This window comes from Psychromonas ingrahamii 37, assembly GCF_000015285.1.
Classification (GTDB): Bacteria; Pseudomonadota; Gammaproteobacteria; order Enterobacterales; family Psychromonadaceae; genus Psychromonas; species Psychromonas ingrahamii.
Genome location: NC_008709.1, coordinates 793,661 through 815,921, shown reverse-complemented (window position 1 = coordinate 815,921; position 22,261 = coordinate 793,661). Strand labels below are relative to the sequence as shown.

Below are 22,261 nucleotides of genomic sequence, written 5' to 3'. Positions count from 1 at the left end.
CAGCGGCAGCAGCGCAGTTAATCTGACCACTACGGCAAAGAATGCAAGCTCACACTGCGGCGTTTATTTCACTAAAGAAAGAATAAAGGCAAATTCTCTGGCGGTATCCTCAAAGTGTTTAAAGCGACCCGATTTACCACCGTGTCCGGCTTCCATATCCGTATATAAAAGTAATTGGTTGTGATCCGTCTTTAAGGCGCGCAATTTAGCCACCCACTTGGCAGGTTCCCAATATTGCACCTGTGAATCATGTAAGCCGGTGGTCACCAACATATTAGGATAGTCCACGGCTTTCACTTGATCGTAGGGGCTATAGGAAAGCATATAGTGATAATAATTTTTTTCATTTGGATTACCCCACTCATCATATTCCCCCGTGGTCAGCGGAATGGATTCGTCTAACATCGTTGATACTATGTCAACAAAGGGCACCACTGCCACCACCCCTTTATATAATTCCGGTGCCTGGTTAATTATTGCCCCCATCAATAATCCCCCCGCGCTTCCGCCCATCGCAAAGACCTTCTCCTCTGACCCGTAACCAGTGCTGATTAGGCTTTTCGTTACATCAATAAAATCATTAAAGGTATTTTGTTTCTTAAGCAACTTCCCCTCTTCATACCAAGACCGTCCTAACTCTTCTCCACCTCGAATATGTGCAATGGCATACACAAAACCGCGATCCAGAAGACTTAAGTTTGAAGAATCAAAACCAATATCTAAACTATGGCCATAAGAGCCATAGGCATAAATAAGTATTGGATTTTCGTGATTAAACAATTTTTTACTATAAACCAGAGAAACAGGAACCTGTACACCATCACGCGCGGTGACCCAAACACGTTCGCTTTTATAGTCATGACTGTCAAACTCGCCCATTACTTGGCTTTGTTTTAATAGAATGGTTTCACCGCTGTTTAAATCCAATTCATAGACCGATGAGGGAGTGGTAAATGAGGTATATTGATAGCGAAATTTAGCTGTATTAGCTTCAGGATTAAAATGACTAAAAACGGTATAGACAGGATCACTAAACGTTAAGGTTTTTGACTCACCGGTTTGATGATTAATCTGCCGTAACAGGGGTAAACCATCTTGACGCTCTTCAACAATTAACCACTCCTTCATCAATTCATAACCTTCCAACAGCACATCGTTACGCGCTTCAATAATAGTAACCCAAGCATCTGCATTGTGATTGATCAGTAAAGTCGATGTTTTTAAAGCAAAGTTTTTACCACTGTTATTGGTGCGAATATAAAACTGTTCCTGGAAATGATCAATACTGTATTCATGCCCGCGTAACCGGGGTAAAAATGAGACAAACTCTCCCATCGGCTGATCAGCATCTAACACTAAACATTCAGAGGTGGTGGTACTGTCAATGGCAATAACCAGATACTGCTCGGAACGTGTTTTGTCAAGACTCACGTAGAAGGTATCATCCAGCTCTTCATAAACTAATACGTCATCCTTTATTCTGTCACCTAATCTGTGGCGGTATACCTGGTAGGGTAATAAGGTTTCCGGGTGTTGTTTAACATAAAAAACGGTTTGATTATCATTTGCCCAGACCACGTCAGAAACATCTTCAATAAGATCATTTAGAATCTCACCTGTCTCAAGATTTTTAAAACCTAAGGTATATTGACGGCGACCAACCACATCTTCGGAGAATGCCATCAACATTGAATTACTTGATAGGGTCACATCACCCAATTGATAATACGAAAGCCCCTGTGCACGTTCATTGCAATCGACAAGTATCTGCTCTGAGGCCGCCATCGATTCTTTTCTACGGCTATAAACCATATAATCTTTGCCTTCTGCAAAGCGGACGGTATACCAAAACCCTTGTTTAAAATAAGGAACAGATTCAAGCTCAGGCTCCTGCCGTGCCACCATCTCGTCATACAACTCAGTCTGCAGGGGAGCTAAGGGGCTCATCTCCTGCTCGGTAAAGGCATTTTCTTGCTCTAAATAATCGATCACCTGCTGATTCTGACGATGATCATCACGCAACCAAAAATAATCATCTTGACGTAAATCACCATGAATTTCATGAATGTGGTTTTTTTTTAGCGCTTGGGGGGCTGACAGTTTAAGTTTTAAATTCATGATTTTCTCTGCTTGTTGTAAGTGTGACAATATTAGCATTGAGCCGAGTTTGGGGAAAGGTTGCCGTTGAGATAGACCATTCAGGCAGCATTATAGAAAAGGAATTAATCATCAAAGATAACAGCCTAATAACACTACAACCAGTACCTTGGATAATGTCGCTGCGGATGACCCGATAAATTATTTACAAAAAGCGCCACGACAAGCAAAATTATCGCACTACTCAATATTGGAAAGACGATAAATAAGTAGCCTTGGCTGTGTACTTCCGGATCACCAATAACCGCTATTAGTGCGGTAGCACCGCCGGGTGGGTGTAAAGTACGAGTAAAATGCATAGCAAAGATGGAAAGCGAAACGGCAAGGGCTGCCAATAGTGTCACGTCGAAGGGGAGATGTTTATAAATCGCTACCCCTGTCGCGGCAGAAATAATGTGTCCACCCAGCAGGTTACGTGGCTGTGAGAGTTCGGCCTGCGGGGCGCCATAAAGTAATACGGCCGATGCGCCAAATGAAGCCACTAAAAACAAACTGTTGTGTAAATTTTCATAACTATATTTACTTAATATTGCAATCAGGTAGATCCCAATAAATGCCCCTAACCATGACCATCCAATTTTGCTTAATGGTTTTCTGGGTGGACTGAATCCTCCCCCCTGCATTTTTTTAAAATATTTTCTGATCATATTTTGCCACTTATCCTATTACCTTAGAGCCTTAGAGCCTTATAGCACTATAGCTTTATAGCTTTATAGCTTTATAGCTTTACAGCCTTACAGCCTTACAGCCTTACAGCCTTACAGCCTTATGACCCTATTGCCTTAGCGAAAAACAGTCAAGAAAATAACACTGTTCACAAGTCGTTTTTTGTAATCAATGATTGTGTGACTCTTTTTATTGGAAAACTATTTTACAATAACCCTAAAAGATGTAAAATAAATACATCTTTTATTAATACCTGACAAGGTACTTACAATGCACATTACCCGTTATACCGATTATTCATTGCGCATATTGATTTATTTAGCCATCAATAACGATCAGCTAAGTACCATTAATGAGATAGCCCAAAGCTATCACATTTCCAAAAATCACCTGATGAAGATTGTTCAACAACTTAATGTTAAAGGGTATTTATTAGCGATTCGCGGAAAAAATGGCGGCATTAAATTAAACCGCGATCCTGGTGATATTAATATTGGCAGCCTGGTACGGGAAATGGAAGACAGCAACAAATTAGTAGAATGCTTTAGTGATAATAACCACTGCGTGATCAGCCCAAGTTGTCAATTAAAAGGTATTTTTGCCGAAGCGCAAGAGAGCTTTTTTAACACTCTGGACAAATATACTTTGGCTGATTTAGTGGCTGTGAAGAGACAAACCGAACTAGGCGAATTACTGGATATTAATGTTTTATAACTTGAAATTATTCAGATATAAACCGAAAAATTAACTGTTAGATGACATTGAGACTTTCATTATGATCAATATTTCAAACCCTAAAAGTAATCCTAAACCCGACATGGCATTTTTTGAATTCGCCTTTCGCCCCTTTTTTTTACTTGCTTCCCTGTTTAGCATTTTCAGTTTGTTAGTATGGAATGGTATATTAACCGGAAATATTGCTCTGAATCTTTATGGCGGTCCCCTGTGGTGGCACATGCATGAAATGTTATTTGCTTTTGTGGCCGCTATTATTGTTGGATTCTTATTAACTGCGGTACAAAACTGGACTGGAGTACGGGGTTTACATGGTAAAGGATTGTTGCTTATCGTTGCTCTCTGGCTAACCGCTAGAGTATTATTTTTCTTTCCCAACAGCCTTTCTCACTCGCTTATCGCTATTGTGGATATCGCCTTTCTGCCTGTGGCGGCGATAATATTAGCTTACCCGATTGTCAGCGTTAAGCTCTGGCGCAACCTTCTGTTTATCCCAATATTATTAATAATGGCCGCCACTAATGCTATGATGCATTACAGTATCATCTCTCAAAATCTGCAATTAATGGGAACAGCCAGTAGTGCAATGATTTTACTGGTGACCTTGATGATGTGTATTATGGGCGGCAGAGTATTTCCCATGTTCACCGCCAATGGAACAAAAACGGCCCGGGTAATGTCTATCGCTTGGCTTGAGAAACTTGTTATAGGCAGCACGTTACTCGCTGTATTAACCTCCTTTAATTTTATTCCACTACCTTCAATTTTGATCGCAGTTATCTTTTTTGTCGCAGCAAGTGCTAATGCACTACGCGTTTTTCGTTGGAAAAGTTGGGTAACCTTCAAAACACCTTTAGTTTGGTCTCTGCATCTAAGCTATTGGTGCATTGCGATCGGCCTGTTGATGATTGGCTTATCAGAAATAACGGCATCGGTCAGCCACTCACAGGCGATTCATACGTTAACGATTGGCGCTATGGCAAGCATGATTCTGGCGATGATTTCACGCGTTTCATTAGGTCATACCGGCAGAAATATGGTTGTTGGTAAAGTGATGACAATGGCTTTTATCGCTCTAATTTTGGCCTTTATTATGCGCGTTTTTGGCAGTTATTGGGTCGCTAACTATAGCCACGTTATTTCCATCGCCATTGGTTTTTGGGTGATTGGTTACGGCTGCTTTGTGGCGCTCTATTTCCCAATTTTAACTAAACCTCGGCTGTGAAATTTATTATTATCATGTCCTACGCAACGTTTTAAATGCAGATTAAATATACAGCTGTAATGAGTTAAAACCGTAAGCTAAAAAACTGCGCTGCAAGGCGCTGAAATTAGTGGATTCATCAAGCTGATAAACCTTGGTAAAATAAGCTTGATGGGTATTTTCTTTTGCTGTCATCTCACTTTCCCCAAGCAGTTGGGTTACCCGCTGCGCAATCGCATTACCCGAGTCCACTAAGTTAATTTTATCTTTGAAGCAGCGGAAAATTTCCGCTTTTAATAAAGGAAAATGAGTACAACCTAAGACTATGGTATCGGGCATTGTGTCTAACATTAACCAGGCTGCTAATACCCCTTCGATATCTGCCTGCTGTATTAATTTCCCCTGCAGCTTTAACTCTGCCAGTTTAACCAATTGCGTTGAACCAATTTTCAATACTTGCTTATCGGCTGCAAATTCATCAATTAGTCGAGCGGTATAAGCACCATTAATAGTCGCGGGAGTGGCTAATAAACCAATCACCCCATTTTTTGTTAAAAATGTTGCGGGTTTAATTGCCGGTACCACACCTACAATGGGAATAGAGAAAGATTCACGCAAATACTGTAATGCAACTGTGCTGGCTGAATTACAGGCAATCACAATCAAATCAATTTTGTGCCTGCCCAAAAATGAACTCAGTAAACTCATTAAACGCTGAATAAGAAAATCAGCCTGTAATTCACCATAGGGGAAATATGCATTATCAAATAGATAAAAGCATTTTATCCCCGGTGACTGTTTTCTCACTTGATCAAAGACAGATAACCCCCCTACACCGGAGTCAAATATAAGCACCTGTTTTACTGACATTATTGATCCATTTAAATTTTATCGACCGGACTATTTTAACCTTTTATAAATAAATTAAGAAATAAAATGAATTTATCTGGCCAAGCTACGGCTGCTACTTTAACATTCGGCCCTTATATCTGCCACCAAAAGGTTAAAAATGACTCTGCAATTTGTTGATCCTGAAAATTATGAAACACTGTTAGCCGCTAAAAAAGAGCATCTTAATAAACAATTTGCCATCTTTAACCCGCCGGCTTTGGAATGTTTTGCATCACCCAAATTACATTATCGGATGCGTGCTGAGCTTCGCGTATGGCATGATGGTGATGAACTTTATTACATTATGTTTGATAAAAAGACCAAACAAAAATTCCGCGTGGAGCAATTCCCCCCGGCAAGTGAATTAATTAATAACTTAATGCCTGTCTTGCTTGAATTAGTAAAATCGTCCGAGATACTGCGTTATAAACTGTTTCAGATTGATTTTTTATCTAACTTAAAAGGTCAGGTAATTGTAAGCCTGCTTTATCACAAACAACTTGACGATAACTGGCTGGTGGAAGCAAAGCGTATTAAAGCTGAATTATTAAAGCAGTTTGATATCAACTTTATTGGTCGTGCCAGAAAACAAAAGATATTGCTCGATTACGATTATGTGATCGAAGAATTACAGGTTGATGGCAATAAACTGTTTTATCAACAAATTGAAAATAGCTTTACCCAACCAAATGCAAAGGTCTGCGAAAAAATGTTGGAGTGGGCAATTGACTGTACCCGCGATAGCCAAGGTGACTTACTGGAGCTTTATTGCGGTAATGGTAACTTCTCATTGGCACTGGCGAAAAACTTTAATAAAGTCTTAGCCACTGAGATAGCAAAACCATCGGTTGAGTCAGCGCAGTTTAATATGGCCCAAAATGGTATTAATAACGTCACTGTTATTCGTATGTCTGCTGAAGAATTTACTCAGGCAATCAATGGCGAACGTGAATTTTATCGCTTAAAAGAGATCACTTTAAGTGATTACCAATGTAATACTATTTTGGTTGATCCGCCCAGATCGGGCCTTGATGATGAAACGGTCAAGATGGTGCAACACTACGACAATATTTTATATATCAGCTGCAATGCGGATACCTTATCGCGTAACCTGGAAGTCCTTAGCAAAACACATGAAATAAAACGTTTTGCTTTATTTGACCAATTCCCTTATACCTACCACAGCGAAGCGGGTGTTTATTTGGTTAAACGATAAGCGAAACAGCTGCCTGTATCCTACTTCACTTTTTATTTTGATGCTTTGATATAGGAGCCAAGAATAGTAACCGGGTGCTGTCTCATTATTTGTTGCAGTGCCCGATCCACATCAGGATCTTCCTGGTGCCCATCAATATCAATAAAGAAGTGGTATTTACCAAATTCTGATTTGGTTGGCCGTGACATAATTGAAGTGAGATTCACTTTTTGTTCCGCAAACGCAGCCACAATATTGCCCAAAACACCGGGAGAATCTTTTTCATTTTTAACTACTAACGTTGTTTTATACTGTTGCTCAGCCAGGCGCGGTTGTGGTTTATCGGTTAATACCAGAAACCGAGTTTGATTATTCTTATAATTGGTGACATTTCCCCTAATAAGCGTCTGATTTTTAGCCATATTTAAAGCATGTTGGGGGATAATGGCACCGGCCCCGTCACCATGCTTTTGTGCAAGGAGTAAAGACTCAATATTACTTTGGGTATTATGCACTTTGATATTACCTAACTTATCAATAAATTCAGAACACTGACCATGCGCAACAAACTGCACATAAAGATCCGTCAACTCTGACAAGTTTGCACAGGACGCGACAAAAGAAAATCGAATCGGTAATAAAATTTCAGAAATGACCACTAAGTTCGTATCAAAAAGATGGTCTAATACGACTTGGACATATCCCTCGGACAGGTTCTCTATTGGCAAGACCCCCATTTCACAATCGTTACCGATCGCAGCAAAGGTTTCAGGAAGGCTATTAAAATATTTAATTTCATATGCACGGTTTTGGCTTTGTAAATATTGTTGCGTAGCCAAATCGGAGAATGTTTCTTTAGGACCAAGGGTAGCAATTTTAGGCATGGGGCACCGGGTAGTAATTACACTGACAAAGAGATCTTTTAGCGCTTTTGTTAAGGTAGCGACTATAAAAAAAACCAACAAAAAAGGTAAGCATGATACTTACCTTCTATTTTTTAGTCTAAATCCATATTAGATTGTAGCTTTTTCATCGCATTTTCTTCTAGCTGGCGAATACGTTCTGCTGAAATACCATATCGGGCAGCCAAGTCATGCAGTGTTGCTTTAGGTTCACTTAACCAGCGCGAGCTTACGATATCCTGGCTACGTTCATCAAGCGTTGAAAGTGCCGAATAAAGTTTATTTTTGGTGTGCAGCTGAGTATTCTCAGTGGCGACTACCTGAAAAACATCTGCACTTTTGTCCTCAAGGTATTGCACCGGTGCAAATCCGCTTTCATCGTCATCACTGTCGCTTAAATCAAAGGATTGATCCTGCGCGTTTAAGCGTGACTCCATTTCCAGGACATCTTTAGTACTGACATTTAAATTTTCTGCCACAGTGGCAACTTCATCATGGCTAAACCAGCCAAGACGTTTTTTGGCTCTACGCAGATTAAAAAACAATTTACGTTGGGCTTTGGTGGTTGCAATTTTTACCATGCGCCAGTTACGAATAACATATTCATGAATTTCTGCTTTAATCCAATGCACAGCAAAAGAGACTAAACGCACACCCACTGACGGATCAAAACGTTTAACGGCTTTCATTAAGCCAATATTACCCTCTTGAATTAAATCTGCCTGGGCCAGACCGTAACCTGCATAACTTTTTGCGATATAGACGACAAAACGTAAATGAGACATGACCAGTTTTTTGGCGGCCGCTAAGTCACCTTCATGAAACAAACGTTCAGCAAGTTCTTTTTCTGCCTCTGCACTTAGCATAGAGAATTGGTTTACGGATTGAACATAAGCTCCAATACTTCCTTGAGGAACTAAACTCATTGAATTGTTTGTATTCTTCATTATTACCCTTAATATGTTGTTACGCGTGCCCGATACATAAAATGTTAACGCTCATTAATATAAATATAAAGTAGTTATCTTTATACAATAATGAAAGGCTAAAATCAGCGCCCATTATATATTATCAAGAAAAAATTTGTGAACAGTTTTTATTTAATCTAATTTAGAGTCACTTAGGCTCGATTTTGACTAAATATTGTTTCACCGAAATATAGGAAGCGATGAAACCAAGAAATGTAGAGAGTCCAATCAAAATAATAGTCTCATCTAGGTTTAACATCAAAATATTAAATTGAGATTGATATAATCCGACTAAATTTGCTACTCCCGACTGCAACCACAGTACCATAATGTAGGTGAGCAATAGCGCGATACAACCCCCTAATAGACCGTACCAGGCACCGATATACAGAAATGGACGTTGTATAAAACTATTCGTAGCACCTACTAATTTTAACACTTCAATTTCCGATCTTTGATTTAAAATATTTAAGCGAATGGTATTGCTGACAATTAATAAGACAGCTATCAGTAATAAGACTGCCACAGCAAAAATCATGTCCACAACAAGGGATAAAATAGCCTGAAGCTTCTCTATCCAATCAGAATCCACCTTAACAAAATCAATATCAGCTTCCCGTTGCAGCTTAGCGACTAAAAGCTTGCTGCCCGCGCTATTCTTTGCTTTTTCGGTAGGAACAACAACTAATACGCCCGGTAGTGGATTTTCACTTAGATAGTCAAGCGCTTTAGAGAAGCCTGACATCGCTTTAAATTCTTCCAAAGCCTGATGACTGCTAATATAAGTAACACTGTCAATATCCTCATATAACCCGAGCTTATTAATGAGCACCTGTACGCGTTGCTGAGATAATCCTTTTTTCAAGAATAAACTCACTTCCGAAGCACTGTCCCATTGTCCGTTCACACGTTCAATATTTTTATAAGCCACCTGAAAAATGCTGGGTAGTGATAAAGCCAGACCTAAGACCAAAATGGTCATTAATGTTGAAAAAGGTGTTTTCCATAATTCCGTAAAACTGCTAAAAAATTGCTCGGCATGTTGATGAGTAGCAGCGGATAGACGTCCTCCAAAAGATACTTTGGTAATACGTGGCGAGCCAGATAAGATTTTATTTATGTTTTTTTTAATCATTACGTTATCTCAATAATCCATCGTTGATCATTTCGCCCTCTTTAAGGGTTAATGTACGATAGCGCATTTTTGCAATTAACCCTAAATCATGGGTCGCGATTAATACTGACATGCCATATTCATTGAGTGATTTAAATAAATCTAAAATTTCTAATGATAATTTGGGATCTAAATTACCCGTTGGTTCATCGGCAAGTAATAAGGGAGGTTGATTAATAATTGCCCGAGCGATTCCGACTCGTTGCTGTTCTCCACCGGAAAGGTGAATTGGAAAGCTTTCTTCCTTTCCTGACAAACCGACTTTATCAAGCGCCGCCAAACTACGTCGTTTAATTTCGTAGCGGCTATAGCCTTCAATTAATAGCGGTAAGCCAACATTATCCAATACAGTACGGTTCATCAACAAGCGGTGCTCTTGAAAAATCATACCAATATGCCGCCGTAAATAAGGAATATCATTGCCTTTTATATGGCTAATGTCATTACCGTCTAAGATAATTCGCCCGGTCGTTGGCCTCTCCATTAAGCTGATTAATCTTAGCAGAGTACTTTTCCCTGACCCCGAATGTCCGGTCAAGAACGCCATTTCCCCCTGTTTTAAATGAAAATCCACCTGGTTAAGTGCAATATAGTCCTGCGGATAGACTTTGCTGACGTCTTCAAATAAAATCATAATTATTTGTTACCTTATTCAATCTCTTCTTCTTTCGAAAAAAGGGCGTCAATAAACTCCCTGGCATTAAATTCTCTTAAGTCATCAATTCCTTCGCCTGTTCCAATATAACGAATAGGCAGTTTATACTTATCAGCAATTGAAAAAATAACCCCTCCTTTTGCTGTGCCATCCAGTTTGGTTAAGGTTATACCGGTAATTCCGACTGCTTTATTAAATAAATCGGCCTGGCTTATGGCATTTTGGCCAGTACTTGCATCAATGGTTAGCATAATTTCATGGGGTGCACTGGGATCTTTTTTACGCATAATACGAACCACTTTGCTTAGCTCATCCATCAAATGCTCTTTATTTTGTAAACGACCGGCAGTATCTGCGATTAACACATCAATACCTCGTGCTTTAGCCGCATCCATTGCATCAAACAATACCGATGCACTATCGGATCCTGTTTGCTGCGCAATAACGGGAATATTGTTTCGCTCTCCCCAGACCTGTAATTGTTCAACGGCGGCAGCACGAAAAGTATCACCTGCGGCTAACATTACCGATTTCCCCTGTTGTTGATATTTTTTAGCCAATTTACCAATAGTGGTCGTTTTACCTACCCCATTAACACCGACCATCAAGATAACGTAGGGCGATTTAGTTTCATCTATGACTAAAGGCTGTTCAACTTCTTGCAATATGCCGGAAAGATCCTCTTTTAATAGGGTATATAATGCTTCTGCATCTTTAAGTTGTTTACGATTCGCTTGTGCGGTTAATTTGTCGATAATTTTTAATGTTGTATCAACACCAATATCGGCAAGGATTAATTGCTCTTCCAACTCTTCAAAAAGATCCGCGTCAATTTTTTTACCGCTAAATAAAGAATATAAACCACTGCCGATACTTAAACGAGTTTTGGTCAAACTTTGCTTGAACCGCGCGAAAAAACCGAGGGCTTTTTCTTCCGTTTTTTGTTTTTCACTGGAGGGGAGCGGGGCTGTGGGCTGTTGAGCTTCGAGCTGTTGAGCTGTGAGCTTTTCAGTTTCAAGCCTTTCAGCTTCAAGCCTTTCAGCTTCAAGCCTTTCAGCTTCAAGCTTTTCAGCTTCAAGCTTTTCAGCTTCAAGCCTTTGAGCTGCGAGCTTTTCAGCTTCAAGCCTTTCAGCTTCAAGCCTTTCAGCTTCAAGCCTTTCAGCTTCAAGCTTTTCAGCTTCAAGCCTTTCAGCTTCCAGCCTTTTGGCTTTAAGCTTTAGATCTTTGAGCTGCTCAGCTTCTAACCTTTGAGCTTCGAGCTTATCCGCCTCAAGTAATGCATTTTTTTCAGCTTGCTCTGTTTCTTCAGTTGATTTTTTTCCGAACCAGGAAAATAGACCTTTCTTTTTTGTCATTAATTAAAAACCTTACTCACAACCAATTTAGGCTGCTAAAATAGCAGCATATTAAAAACGCTTAAACCACTGAAATAAACTTTTCACAGTCGTTTATAGCTCTATATTAACACCTTATCGTCGGACTAAAAATTATATGGGTAAAAATCATCAGGTTAAATATCACGAAAAAAGCACAAAATCAGTCAAAGGTGGGTTTATTCGATTAATATCTGGGAAATGGCGTGGCAAGAAATTATCAGTACAAGATAAAGCGGGTTTACGACCTACAACGGATCGCACTAAAGAAACATTATTTAACTGGTTAATGCAGGATATTCGTGATGCAAGTTGTCTGGATTGTTTTAGCGGCAGTGGCAGCCTCGCTTTTGAAGCTTTGTCTCGTTATGCAAAAAATGTGACCTTATTAGAAAAAGACAATCAAGTTGCAAATCAATTACGTGAAAACTTAAAAACGCTAAAAGTGGATAATGCCACTCTGATAGAAACTGACTCTATTCACTATCTGCAGCAAACCGCATGTCAAAAGTTCGATATTGTTTTTATTGACCCCCCTTTCTTTAACGGATTACTCCAACCCTGCTGCAATGCCTTAGAAATAAATGATTACCTGGCCGAAAACGCATTGATCTATATTGAAAAAGAAACACTGTCGAATGATTTTTCAGCACCGAAAAATTGGCAACTATTAAAAGAAAAGAGCACAGCACAAGTATCCTATCAACTGTATTTACGGGGAGTAAAATGAACTATTTTATAACATCAGGAAAATTATTAATGCTAGCAATCTGGGGGTTCTTGATAGGTAATCTTTTTTTTCCATTTCCCGGACAAGCTGCACTACTGTTTTATATTTTTCTCGGATTAATTTCAGTCATGCATATCATGCAGTTATTGCTTATTTACGGTGCATTTGCAGAAAAACTAAAATTAACCAAAGCAGATGCTCTGCAAGTTTTCTTTTTTGGCGTGTTTAAAATTTGGGAACTTAAAGGACGATTGACTAGTTAGAGATACTCTTTATCCGGATAAAAGGGCAAACACTATAATGCTTGCCCCGTTACGTCTTCATTCACTTTATTACCCACTGCCCGGCAGTATTTTGAATATATTGACCTTTAGGCGTTTTTTTAATGGCTTTCTCACCCGCAAGAACCGATACCTGATCAAGGGTCATCGCATTTTTTTCTGCTATTTGCTTATACACGGCAAGGCGCTGAGCATTAATGCTACTCACCAGTTCTGTAACTTCCAGGGAAGTCTCAACCACGCCCAATAAACCATCAACTCTTTCACCAACTAAACCTTGCTGCTTAGCATCGGACAACTCGAGGGCAAATACCGAGAAACTCAACATCAGGGTGATCATCAAAATAATTTTTTTCATTTTTATTCCTAATTTTTATCAATCACGTCTAAAACAGGCCACTTTCATCGTTAAATAGTTCATCTAACTGCTGATCCACTTTAACCCGGATTTGATGATCTATTTTCACATTTAAATTAATTGTAATAGGTTCGCTCGGCATTGCCAACTCCACGCGAGGTGTGCATGCCGACATAATAATAATCAATGGAAATAAAATAATAATTCGTTTTAACATTAATAGTTCTCCTGTATTTGACGCGTTAATTCATCAGAAAAACGTAAACTCTCCAACAGTTTTAACATATTTTCAGTATGAGAATAATTAAATTTAACCGGTTGTACACCACTCACATCGGGATTTACACCGTGAATTTCAGCGTTAATATCGATTTCACCATCTGCAGTATAACCTATCTTTCCCTGCAAAGTATCAAACTGAAAATTAGATAATAACCGTAAAGTAAATGCAAATGTCGGATGTGTGCTGGCCATTTTTTTCACCACGTCATCCTGTGGAACCTTAATATATCCACCAGGTGCCCGTGCAAAAATAACACCTTTTTTTATATTTAGACCTTTGGAAGTTAATGTTAAAGGTAAAACACCATCAAGGAGACCGTTTGCGGTAATCGCCGGATAGGCACTATATTTGATTATCTCGCTCAAACTTAAACCGGAAAGCTTGAGCGAACTGCTACTTTGCGGTTGTATTTTAAGATTTTCAAGGGTGACCTCTCCACCTAGTAAATGTGCGCTAAATTCATCAATTACAGTGATTCCGGCGCTGTTATGAGCATCTATCTGCATCGCCTGAATGGGTACTCCCACAAACAAATTATCCACCATTAACTGCTGTTGGCCCTGTTTGATATGAACATTGGCGCTTTTAATTTCAAAATCAGTATCGCTGTTAAAGGTCAAACCATCAAATAAAATAGTTCCTTTTTGCCCCGCGATATCCTGTCCCTGCAGTGAACTTTTCACATAACCGGTTTTTTTTTGCAAATTATAGCTTGCATTTAGCTGGTAGTTAATTGACCCTTTTTCAACAGACCAATTTTGCACTGCAGGCACATAACTCTGCAGTCCATCAATAAGCACGGGCGCTGAGAGCTGTCCATTTTTTATGTTCGCCGTGAGTAGTTTGGAATGGTAGTTAAGGGAACCTGCAATAGCGCTGTTTATTAAAGACAGAGACCAGTCAATATTGAGATTATTAGTCCTGCCATGCACTTTAATATTAGCAAGCAGCGGTGGAAATCTCTGCGTTTTAGTTCGAATGCTGGACTTTATAAGTGGTTCCATTTTTGTTTGCATAGCACCGCCGCCAATACGCAGGTGCAGCGGTAAAGTATTAATATTTATGCCGTCAGATAAATTTATACTCGCAGGTTCTGGCAGTGTCAGTTTCACGTAAGGCGTTTTCAATAGGATGTTATTTGTTAGTGCATAATTAATTTTCGTTAAGCCTAAGTCCATTTTCTGTAAACTCACCTGCCCGGTTAAAATATTAAACTCTCCCACCAACTTCATCACCATTTTTTCAGCTAAAAGGGTCATATCTGCGCTAGAATTTAAAACAAACTGACCCTGTTCCCATTTTTTCAAATCGGCTGAATAGCTGAAGGTGAATGACCCTTTAATTAAATCAAAGTAAGCTTCCGGCAGTTTAATATATTGAATAAATTTTTCTGCTTTAAATACTGTCTTTAAATGAAGCTCTTTCTTTAAAAGATCCACATTGACCGTTAGCTGCCCGGATTCATTTGATAAGCGAATAAACACCGCTTGTTTGGTTTTGTTGAGATGCACATTAAATGACAGTTTTTTCTTAAGCCGTGCTGATCTCAAATTAACCGATTTAACCATTATCTCAGTATCGGGTAATCGCGCCAGAAATGTTAAGAGCTGAGCGAGTTGAGAAGTCGTTTGAGATTTGTTTAAGGTTAGTGAGGGATTTTGCCCTGCATTAGAGCGTTGACAGTTTAAGTCCCAATCAATCGAGCCGATAGAGCTGTTGATCTTATCTTTTTCTTTAATCACTTGAATATCAGTCATCTGATTTTGCGGGCAGTGAATATCCGGTTGTAAACGTTTTAAACTGCTCGACAGAAGAGGAAGCCAGGTTAAGAATGACAACTCTTGTTCCGTCATTTCCTTCAACTCATTGGCATTCGCTAATGGTTTGCTTAGCAACAGCAAACCATAGCTGAAAAAAATAATGAGATAAAACTTTCTGCTGCAAAGCACACTCACAAAGACTTATTGCACCCACTCAATAATACCATCAAGTTTTTTACCATCTTCACTCACCACCAGCCACTTAATATGTTTTTCACGCATCAATTCTTCAGCCTCGGTTAAACGCGCATTCGGAGAGATAAAACAAGGCGAGCTGTTCATTAATTGTTGCGCAGTACAGTCTGCAATGCTTTGGCCTGAAATCAAGAATCGACGTACATCACCATCGGTGATAACCCCCTGCAGGTTGCCCTCTTCCATGACTAGCGCAAGACCGGTGCGGGTTTCTGTCATTACCATCAAGGCATCCGTCAAAGAGGTTTGCGCTTGCACTAAGGGTAATTTTTCAGTGCGCATTTCATTTTTAACAAAAGTGAGCAATCGCTTACCCAGACTGCCCCCCGGATGGAAACGTGCAAAATCCATTGGACTAAAGTTTTTCTCTAAGGTTAAGGTCGAGGCTAACGCGTCGCCAATCACCAAACTTAAAGTAGTGGATGTTGTCGGGGCTAAATTATTCGGACAAGTCTCTTTTTCAACACTTGCATCTAAAACAACATCGGAGTTTTTAGCTAAAGTAGAATTTAAACCGCCAGTAATGGAGATTATCTTATTACCGGAGTGCTGAATGGATGGAATGATTTTAAGCAATTCATCTGTTTCACCGCTGTATGAGATAAGCAAAAGGAGATCATTTTGCGTCACCATGCCTAAATCACCATGAAATGCTTCGCCGGGATGCATGTAAAAAGAAGGCGTACCTAACGACGCCAAGGTGGCTGATATTTTTTTACCAATATGCCCTGATTTCCCCATACCACAAACAATGATCCGACCTGTACAGTTTTTCATTAATGCTAACGCTTGCAGATATTCATCACCAAGACGCTGACTGTGGGAGGTTAGTGCTTGGCTTTGCACATCAAATACAGTGCGAACTTCTTTAATTAATTGGGACGTTGATAAAGTAAATTGTGTCATATACAAACCTCAGGATTATTTCAGCTAAGTCTACGCCTGTGGTTGTATTTTAACAGAAAAAGTTAGTACCTATAGTGCGACTAAAAAGCCATGAATATTCACCGCTTTTTGATTTAACCTATTTAATTATCTGGCTATTCAAACATCACTTTCGCTGTTTTTGTAATATAATTAATAAGCAATCAGCAGTCACTCCCTGCAGGGCTGACGTTTTAGCCTTTGTCTCTCTTGTTATAAGTAATTTTAACGATAACTAATTTCTCTCTTTTTTACTCATGTTCAATGTTGATAAAAAGATCCTGATATTCATAGCAAATCCCACCTTAGTGCACATCAAAGCGCTGATTTAGCTTTTTTATCGCCAACTATAGATATATTCAGTACGAAAAAACAGCTTTAAACAGCTAAAAAAACCGGTCAAGACAGGCAATTCTTGGTAAATAATCTATTTTAACTTGAGTTCGACAGTTAAAATGATTAGAGTACTAATAGTTTTATCACCTGTGTCATCACCTGATGACCCTCTATAAAGGATGTTATTCATGTCAACTCTGTTAGAAGTTCAAAACCTCTACAAGGTATTTGGACCGTCTCCAGAAGAAGCTTTCCCTTTGATTGAGCAGGGGCTCGATAAAGATGAAATATTTGCAAAGACCGGGCTTACTGTCGGGGTCAACAATGTTTCTTTGACCATTGAGAAAGGAGAAGTCTTCGTTATTATGGGATTGTCTGGTTCCGGGAAATCAACCCTGGTCCGCCTTCTAAACCGTTTAATCGAACCCACCAGTGGTAAAGTCTTATTTCAGGGTAAAGATATTGCTAGCATATCAACAGAAGAGCTGCGTCAAGTTCGTCGCAAGCACATTTCTATGGTATTCCAAAACTTCGCCTTAATGCCGCATATGAATGTCATTGATAATGCCGCATTTGGCTTGGAACTGAGCGGTATTGACATTGATGAACGTCATAAAGCCGCACGTGAAGCGCTCACCCGCGTCGGTCTTGAAATGCATTGTGAATCCTATCCCGATGAACTTTCCGGCGGTATGAAACAGCGGGTGGGATTGGCAAGAGCCTTAGCCAATGACCCGGATATTCTATTGATGGATGAAGCCTTCTCGGCCCTTGACCCCTTGATTCGATGCGAGATGCAGGATGAGCTGATCCGCCTGCAAAATGACGATAAACGCACCATTGTATTTATTTCACATGATCTAGATGAAGCCATGCGCATCGGCGATCGTATTGCTATTATGCAGGGCGGTATCGTCGTCCAAGTCGGTACACCCGATGATATTCTGCAGAATCCGGCGAATGACTATGTCAGCTCCTTTTTCAGTGGTGTCAATGTGGCCACTGTCTTTTGTGCTAAGGATATCGCCAAAAAAACACCGGCTGCCGTCTTTAAGAAACATGAAAATGACAGCCCTGCCGTTGCGATGCAGTTACTGCTCGATAGTGAGCGTGACTTCGGAATTGTTGTTGATCGTGCCAACCGTTTCACGGGTATTGTTTCAACGGACTCTTTACGTATCGCGAAAAAAAATCAGGATACACTCAGCAGCGCACTGCTCGAAAATATCACCACCATCAAACCCGATGTCTCGGTCAGCGAATTAATTGGCCAGGTAGCTGACGTGCGTTATGCCGTACCCGTTGTTGCTGAAGATGGCACCTACCACGGGGTGATCACTAAATCACGCTTATTAAAAATTTTAGATAGGGAATAATCATGGCAACAGAAACAACAACTCAAGCCGCTGACCCTTGGGCCAGTGCAGCAGCGCCGGCCGATCCATGGACGACGGCCTCCTCCGCAACATCAACCGCGAATGATTGGTTGAACGTTGCCACCGAAGCCGAGCCTTTTGATTGGTTGCATCCCTTCCAGGAGGCTATTATGCCTTTTGATCAGTGGGTTGAGACCGGGCTTAACTGGTTAGTGGTTCACGGGCGTCCGGTATTTCAGGCAATCCGTGTCCCGATTGATTTGATTCTCACTTCATTTCAAAGTGCATTGGTATCAACGCCCGCTCCGATTATGTTACTTATTTTAGCCTTGATTGCCTGGCAACTAGCCGGACCCCGAATGGGAATTACCTCTTTATTCTCTTTGATTATCATTGGACTGGTCGGCGCGTGGTCACAAGCGATGGTGACACTCGCACTGGTGATGACCTCAGTATTTTTCTGTTTTTTGATGGGCTTACCCTTAGGGATCTGGTTGGCTCGAAGTCAATCAGCCGCGAAAATAATTCGACCTATGCTTGATGCGATGCAAACCACACCCGCTTTTGTCTATTTAGTGCCTATTGTTATGCTCTTTGGTATCGGTAATGTTCCGGGTGTTGTGGTGACTATTATTTTCGCCTTACCACCCATTGTCCGTCTGACTATTCTAGGTATTCAGCAAGTACCGGAAGAGCTGATCGAAGCAGGGCACGCTTTTGGTGCCAGCCCGAAACAGATGCTTTATCGGATTCAACTCCCCTTAGCAATGCCCACTATTATGGCCGGAGTGAACCAAACTCTCATGTTGTCGCTGTCCATGGTGGTGATAGCCTCTATGATTGCCGTCGGTGGTCTGGGACAAATGGTGTTACGCGGGATTGGACGACTGGATATGGGTCTGGCGGCTGTCGGTGGTCTTGGGATTGTTATTCTTGCTATCTTGCTTGATCGTATTACGCAAACCATAGGTAAAAACAAACGCGATCAAAAAACGCGCTGGTATCAAACAGGCCCCGTTTCATTGATTTATTTACTGTTAAAAAAACTTAACCACAATAAAACTGTAAACTAGGAGAATAAAATGAAGTATATACGAAAGACAATACTTACAACGGCAATCGCTGTTTCAGCAACCCTGTCATCCGCTGTCTGGGCTGAAAACCTGCCAGGCGATGGTATTACTGTTCAACCGATTCAATCCACCATTGCGGAAGAAACTTTTCAGACCTTAATTGTCAACAAAGCAATGCAGGCGCTTGGTTATACTGTCAAAGGAACTAAAGAGGTTTCCTATAACGTTGCTTACACTGCGATTGCAGCAGGCGATGCCACCTATTTAGCGGACAACTGGAATCCATTGCACAAAGATAAATACGCAGCCGCAGGCGGCGACGAAAAATTTTACCGCAAAGGTGAATATGTCAAGGGTGCAGGACAAGGTTATCTGATTGATAAAAAAACCGCCGACAAATATAATATTACCAATATTGCACAACTTAAAGATCCGGAAATTGCCAAACACTTTGATGCTAATGGCGATGGCACAGCAGACTTAACCGGATGTAACCCGGGATGGGGTTGTGAAGGCGTTATCGAACACCAACTTGATACTTTTGGCCTGCGTGAAACAGTAGATCATAACCAGGGTAACTATTCGGCCATTATCGCAGATACTATCGCCCGTTATAATAAAGGGGGTTCCATCTTTTACTACACTTGGACTCCTTACTGGGTAAGTGGTGTATTGGTTCCCGGTAAAGATGTGGTGTGGTTAGAAGTCCCATTCTCATCACTTCCAGGCGAGCGCAGCAATGTTGATACTACACTGGCTAATGGAAAAAATTACGGTTTCCAAATGAACTCCATGCACATAGTTGCCAACAAGAAATTTACTGATGCAAACCCTGCAGCAGCTGAATTGTTTGCTATTATGAAGCTCAATATCAATGATATCAGTGCTGAAAATGGAATGATGGCAAAAGGGGCAAATACGCAAAAAGATATTAATGCCCATGCCGATGGTTGGATCAAAGCCCATCAGAAACAGTTTGATGCTTGGATTGAAACTGCCAAGGAAGCGGCAATGTAGTTCGAAAGCTATCTAGCAGAATAATCATCTGCTACAAATAAGAAATAGTCAGAGAAAGTGAAAAAACAGAGGCTACTGCGCTAGCCTCTGTATTCCAGGAAGAGGAGTGTCCAATGGAAACCAGTGATAAAGTCTTGGTGGCTCTCCGACAAATTATGCGTGCCATCGATCTGCATTCCAAAAAAATGAGTAAAGATTTTGGCCTGACCAGCCCACAATTAATGTTAATGCGTACGATTCAACTCGATGATAATGTGACTATTGGTCAATTATCAGAAAAGAACAGTATGAGCCAGGCAACAGCCACAATCATTCTCGATCGGCTGGAAAATAGCGGGCGGGTAGTGCGTATACGCAATCAACAGGATAAACGTAAAGTACACGCCCGGCTCACCGAGTCCGGTCATAAAATGTTAGCGGAAGCACCCGGTATATTGCAGCCTGATTTTCTGGAAAAATTTCAGTCCTTGGAACTTTGGGAACAAAGCCTTATTTTGTCTTCATTACAACGTTTATCAAGCATGATGAACGCTCCGAACTAGCGCTCAAGATCAAAACTCTTAATACTTTATTTTAAAATTTTTTGGCCTTGAATATTAACACTGGCTTTTAACTGCTGTACTTATTTAGCCTATAGGGCACACTGACAGCGCCCTTCCTAAAGCCTTAGACTGTTATGGGCAGCTATAAACACCTTGCCCCTTAATCTCTACCCACTTTAATACTATTACATTTTCCCAATATTCAAAGAAAACCCTACCTTTCTGCGTATCGGTAGTCTGGTTTTATTTGTTTATGACCAAACAAAGGTTTAATACTAAAAAAAAAATCTAGGCCGCTGAAAAACATATCAAGACGGGCGTAAATTTGATTTCACCATTACTTTTACTTGATATTTATAGTAAAGATAATTAGAGTACTAATAGCTTTATTATCTGTTAACGCTCCATAAAGGATGTTCTTTATATCAACTCTGTTAGCAGTGCAAAACCTGTACAAGGTATTCAGACACAATTCACTTTAATGGAGCAAGAGCTAGATAAAGATGTGGTGTGGTTAGAAGTCCTATTCTCCGCACTTCCCGGCGAGCAAAAGAATATTGATACCAAACTGCCTAATGGAAAAAATCACAGTTTCCAGATCAGCTCAATGCACATTGTCACCAACAAAAAGTTTGCGGATGCAAACCCGGCAGCCGCTAAACTGTTTGAGCTTATGAAATTTGATATTAATGATGTCAGTGCTGAAAATGTGATAATGGCAAAAGGGACGAATAAGCCAAAAGATATTGAAGTTCATGCCGATGGCGGGATTAAAGCCGATCAGAAACAGTTTTACGCTTCGATTGAAACCACCAAGAAAGCGGCAATGTAGTACAAAACCTAATCATCTGATACAAATAATAGATAGTCAAAGAAAGTAAAAATACAGAGGCTACTGCGCTAGCCTCTGTATTTAAATAAAAGGAGTTTGATATCGAAACAAGTGATAAAGTCTTGGTGGCTATAAGGCAAATTACTCGTGGAATCGATCTGTATTCCAAAAAAATGAGTAAAGATTTTGGCCTGACCAGTCCGCAATTAATGTTAATGCGTACGATTCAACGCGATAATCATGTCACCATTCGTCAATTATCGGAAAAGACTAATATGAGTCAGGCAACAGCAACCATTATTCTTGATCGGCTGGAGGCCCGCGGGCGAGTAGTGCGTATACGCAATCAACAGGATAAGCGTAAAGTACATGCTCTGCTCACCGAATCCGGTCAGCAGATGTTAGCGCAAGAGCCCAGTATCTTGCAACCAGGCTTTCTGGAGCAATTTCAGGCGCTGGAAATTTGGGAACAAAACCTGATATTGTCTTCATTACAGCGTTTATCAAGCATGATGAATACCCAGGACTAGAGCCGAGTCTATTGAACAAAGCACTAACAAAAACAGCCACAATA

At 40.3% G+C, this 22,261-nt stretch carries 23 protein-coding genes; 11 read left to right on the top strand and 12 right to left on the bottom strand.

Features of this window, described 5'->3' with window-relative positions; all coding sequences use genetic code 11:
* Positions 1–63: 63 nt before the first annotated feature.
* Together PING_RS03340 and PING_RS03335 are read right to left on the bottom strand one after the other, a co-directional pair.
* On the bottom strand, positions 64–2,118 hold the full coding sequence (locus tag PING_RS03340) for a S9 family peptidase (protein ID WP_041765886.1): 2,055 nt from the start codon (positions 2,116–2,118) through the stop codon (positions 64–66).
* A 134-nt stretch (positions 2,119–2,252) separates the two neighbouring features.
* Positions 2,253–2,801, bottom strand: coding sequence for an HPP family protein (locus PING_RS03335; RefSeq protein WP_041766857.1), 549 nt, complete (start codon positions 2,799–2,801; stop codon positions 2,253–2,255).
* A gap of 292 nt (positions 2,802–3,093) precedes the next feature.
* Here PING_RS03335 and PING_RS03330 point away from each other — a divergent pair, with 292 nt between their 5' ends.
* The gene (locus PING_RS03330; RefSeq protein WP_011769043.1) at positions 3,094–3,537 is read left to right on the top strand and encodes an RrF2 family transcriptional regulator; all 444 of its coding nucleotides are present in this window, start codon (positions 3,094–3,096) and stop codon (positions 3,535–3,537) included.
* A gap of 61 nt (positions 3,538–3,598) precedes the next feature.
* Complete coding sequence (locus PING_RS03325) at positions 3,599–4,783, top strand: NnrS family protein (RefSeq protein ID WP_011769042.1); 1,185 nt, start codon at positions 3,599–3,601, stop codon at positions 4,781–4,783.
* 42 nt (positions 4,784–4,825) lie between these two features.
* Here PING_RS03325 and murI read toward each other — a convergent pair whose 3' ends face one another.
* Positions 4,826–5,632: a glutamate racemase gene (gene murI / locus PING_RS03320; protein WP_011769041.1), complete on the bottom strand. Its 807-nt coding sequence runs from the start codon at positions 5,630–5,632 to the stop codon at positions 4,826–4,828.
* 139 nt (positions 5,633–5,771) lie between these two features.
* On the opposite strand from murI, the gene trmA reads away from it, so the two are divergent.
* Positions 5,772–6,869, top strand: coding sequence for a tRNA (uridine(54)-C5)-methyltransferase TrmA (trmA, locus tag PING_RS03315; protein ID WP_011769040.1), 1,098 nt, complete (start codon positions 5,772–5,774; stop codon positions 6,867–6,869).
* Between the two features lie 32 nt (positions 6,870–6,901).
* Here trmA and PING_RS03310 read toward each other — a convergent pair whose 3' ends face one another.
* The 5 genes from PING_RS03310 to ftsY all read right to left on the bottom strand — a co-directional run bounded on the left by PING_RS03310 (position 6,902) and on the right by ftsY (position 11,902).
* Positions 6,902–7,732, bottom strand: a complete 831-nt coding sequence (locus PING_RS03310) for a prephenate dehydratase (RefSeq protein ID WP_011769039.1) — start codon at positions 7,730–7,732, stop codon at positions 6,902–6,904.
* Between the two features lie 113 nt (positions 7,733–7,845).
* Positions 7,846–8,697 carry an RNA polymerase sigma factor RpoH gene (gene rpoH / locus PING_RS03305; protein WP_011769038.1) on the bottom strand — a complete coding sequence of 284 codons (852 nt, stop codon included), beginning with the start codon at positions 8,695–8,697 and terminating at the stop codon, positions 7,846–7,848.
* 169 nt (positions 8,698–8,866) lie between these two features.
* Positions 8,867–9,853, bottom strand: a complete 987-nt coding sequence (ftsX, locus tag PING_RS03300; RefSeq protein WP_011769037.1) for a permease-like cell division protein FtsX — start codon at positions 9,851–9,853, stop codon at positions 8,867–8,869.
* Between the two features lie 4 nt (positions 9,854–9,857).
* Entirely contained in the window at positions 9,858–10,526 is a 669-nt protein-coding gene (gene ftsE, locus PING_RS03295) for a cell division ATP-binding protein FtsE (protein ID WP_011769036.1), read from the bottom strand.
* Between the two features lie 14 nt (positions 10,527–10,540).
* Positions 10,541–11,902, bottom strand: a complete 1,362-nt coding sequence (gene ftsY / locus PING_RS03290) for a signal recognition particle-docking protein FtsY (protein WP_011769035.1) — start codon at positions 11,900–11,902, stop codon at positions 10,541–10,543.
* Positions 11,903–12,038: 136 nt separating this feature from the next.
* Here ftsY and rsmD point away from each other — a divergent pair, with 136 nt between their 5' ends.
* Positions 12,039–12,650, top strand: coding sequence for a 16S rRNA (guanine(966)-N(2))-methyltransferase RsmD (gene rsmD / locus PING_RS03285; RefSeq protein WP_011769034.1), 612 nt, complete (start codon positions 12,039–12,041; stop codon positions 12,648–12,650).
* Positions 12,647–12,913, top strand: coding sequence for a DUF1145 domain-containing protein (locus tag PING_RS03280; protein WP_011769033.1), 267 nt, complete (start codon positions 12,647–12,649; stop codon positions 12,911–12,913). The genes rsmD and PING_RS03280 overlap by 4 nt, the downstream gene beginning before the upstream one ends.
* 61 nt (positions 12,914–12,974) lie before the next feature.
* Here the strand turns inward: PING_RS03280 and PING_RS03275 are convergent, their stop codons facing one another.
* The 4 genes from PING_RS03275 to PING_RS03260 all read right to left on the bottom strand — a co-directional run bounded on the left by PING_RS03275 (position 12,975) and on the right by PING_RS03260 (position 16,493).
* Positions 12,975–13,289, bottom strand: a complete 315-nt coding sequence (locus PING_RS03275; RefSeq protein ID WP_011769032.1) for a YdbL family protein — start codon at positions 13,287–13,289, stop codon at positions 12,975–12,977.
* Between the two features lie 28 nt (positions 13,290–13,317).
* Entirely contained in the window at positions 13,318–13,506 is a 189-nt protein-coding gene (locus PING_RS03270) for a YnbE family lipoprotein (RefSeq protein WP_011769031.1), read from the bottom strand.
* Positions 13,506–15,467: a YdbH domain-containing protein gene (locus tag PING_RS03265; RefSeq protein WP_157035298.1), complete on the bottom strand. Its 1,962-nt coding sequence runs from the start codon at positions 15,465–15,467 to the stop codon at positions 13,506–13,508. The genes PING_RS03270 and PING_RS03265 overlap by 1 nt, the downstream gene beginning before the upstream one ends.
* Before the next feature lie 66 nt (positions 15,468–15,533).
* Positions 15,534–16,493 carry a KpsF/GutQ family sugar-phosphate isomerase gene (locus tag PING_RS03260; RefSeq protein ID WP_011769029.1) on the bottom strand — a complete coding sequence of 320 codons (960 nt, stop codon included), beginning with the start codon at positions 16,491–16,493 and terminating at the stop codon, positions 15,534–15,536.
* A 542-nt stretch (positions 16,494–17,035) separates the two neighbouring features.
* Here PING_RS03260 and proV point away from each other — a divergent pair.
* From proV to PING_RS03230, 6 genes are all read left to right on the top strand, one after another.
* Complete coding sequence (proV, locus tag PING_RS03255) at positions 17,036–18,223, top strand: glycine betaine/L-proline ABC transporter ATP-binding protein ProV (protein WP_011769028.1); 1,188 nt, start codon at positions 17,036–17,038, stop codon at positions 18,221–18,223.
* A 2-nt stretch (positions 18,224–18,225) separates the two neighbouring features.
* The gene (gene proW, locus PING_RS03250) at positions 18,226–19,296 is read left to right on the top strand and encodes a glycine betaine/L-proline ABC transporter permease ProW (RefSeq protein WP_011769027.1); all 1,071 of its coding nucleotides are present in this window, start codon (positions 18,226–18,228) and stop codon (positions 19,294–19,296) included.
* A gap of 9 nt (positions 19,297–19,305) precedes the next feature.
* Positions 19,306–20,313, top strand: coding sequence for a glycine betaine/L-proline ABC transporter substrate-binding protein ProX (gene proX, locus PING_RS03245; protein WP_011769026.1), 1,008 nt, complete (start codon positions 19,306–19,308; stop codon positions 20,311–20,313).
* Positions 20,314–20,426: 113 nt separating this feature from the next.
* Positions 20,427–20,855: a MarR family winged helix-turn-helix transcriptional regulator gene (locus PING_RS03240; RefSeq protein ID WP_011769025.1), complete on the top strand. Its 429-nt coding sequence runs from the start codon at positions 20,427–20,429 to the stop codon at positions 20,853–20,855.
* Between the two features lie 481 nt (positions 20,856–21,336).
* Positions 21,337–21,687: a glycine betaine ABC transporter substrate-binding protein gene (locus tag PING_RS03235; RefSeq protein ID WP_049752942.1), complete on the top strand. Its 351-nt coding sequence runs from the start codon at positions 21,337–21,339 to the stop codon at positions 21,685–21,687.
* A 173-nt stretch (positions 21,688–21,860) separates the two neighbouring features.
* Positions 21,861–22,217, top strand: coding sequence for a MarR family winged helix-turn-helix transcriptional regulator (locus PING_RS03230; RefSeq protein WP_269571558.1), 357 nt, complete (start codon positions 21,861–21,863; stop codon positions 22,215–22,217).
* Positions 22,218–22,261 lie beyond the last annotated feature (44 nt).

Bases quoted from the DNA above. Each gene is read 5' to 3' on its own strand.
- PING_RS03340 (WP_041765886.1), bottom strand. From the start codon at position 2,118: ATGAATTTAAAACTTAAACTGTCAGCCCCCCAAGCGCTAAAAAAAAAC.
- PING_RS03330 (WP_011769043.1), top strand. From the start codon at position 3,094: ATGCACATTACCCGTTATACCGATTATTCATTGCGCATATTGATTTAT.
- PING_RS03325 (WP_011769042.1), top strand. From the start codon at position 3,599: ATGATCAATATTTCAAACCCTAAAAGTAATCCTAAACCCGACATGGCA.
- murI (WP_011769041.1), bottom strand. From the start codon at position 5,632: ATGTCAGTAAAACAGGTGCTTATATTTGACTCCGGTGTAGGGGGGTTA.
- trmA (WP_011769040.1), top strand. From the start codon at position 5,772: ATGACTCTGCAATTTGTTGATCCTGAAAATTATGAAACACTGTTAGCC.
- PING_RS03310 (WP_011769039.1), bottom strand. From the start codon at position 7,732: ATGCCTAAAATTGCTACCCTTGGTCCTAAAGAAACATTCTCCGATTTG.
- rpoH (WP_011769038.1), bottom strand. From the start codon at position 8,697: ATGAAGAATACAAACAATTCAATGAGTTTAGTTCCTCAAGGAAGTATT.
- ftsX (WP_011769037.1), bottom strand. From the start codon at position 9,853: ATGATTAAAAAAAACATAAATAAAATCTTATCTGGCTCGCCACGTATT.
- ftsE (WP_011769036.1), bottom strand. From the start codon at position 10,526: ATGATTTTATTTGAAGACGTCAGCAAAGTCTATCCGCAGGACTATATT.
- ftsY (WP_011769035.1), bottom strand. From the start codon at position 11,902: ATGACAAAAAAGAAAGGTCTATTTTCCTGGTTCGGAAAAAAATCAACT.
- rsmD (WP_011769034.1), top strand. From the start codon at position 12,039: ATGGGTAAAAATCATCAGGTTAAATATCACGAAAAAAGCACAAAATCA.
- PING_RS03280 (WP_011769033.1), top strand. From the start codon at position 12,647: ATGAACTATTTTATAACATCAGGAAAATTATTAATGCTAGCAATCTGG.
- PING_RS03275 (WP_011769032.1), bottom strand. From the start codon at position 13,289: ATGAAAAAAATTATTTTGATGATCACCCTGATGTTGAGTTTCTCGGTA.
- PING_RS03270 (WP_011769031.1), bottom strand. From the start codon at position 13,506: ATGTTAAAACGAATTATTATTTTATTTCCATTGATTATTATTATGTCG.
- PING_RS03260 (WP_011769029.1), bottom strand. From the start codon at position 16,493: ATGACACAATTTACTTTATCAACGTCCCAATTAATTAAAGAAGTTCGC.
- proV (WP_011769028.1), top strand. From the start codon at position 17,036: ATGTCAACTCTGTTAGAAGTTCAAAACCTCTACAAGGTATTTGGACCG.
- proW (WP_011769027.1), top strand. From the start codon at position 18,226: ATGGCAACAGAAACAACAACTCAAGCCGCTGACCCTTGGGCCAGTGCA.
- proX (WP_011769026.1), top strand. From the start codon at position 19,306: ATGAAGTATATACGAAAGACAATACTTACAACGGCAATCGCTGTTTCA.
- PING_RS03240 (WP_011769025.1), top strand. From the start codon at position 20,427: ATGGAAACCAGTGATAAAGTCTTGGTGGCTCTCCGACAAATTATGCGT.
- PING_RS03235 (WP_049752942.1), top strand. From the start codon at position 21,337: ATGGAGCAAGAGCTAGATAAAGATGTGGTGTGGTTAGAAGTCCTATTC.
- PING_RS03230 (WP_269571558.1), top strand. From the start codon at position 21,861: ATGAGTAAAGATTTTGGCCTGACCAGTCCGCAATTAATGTTAATGCGT.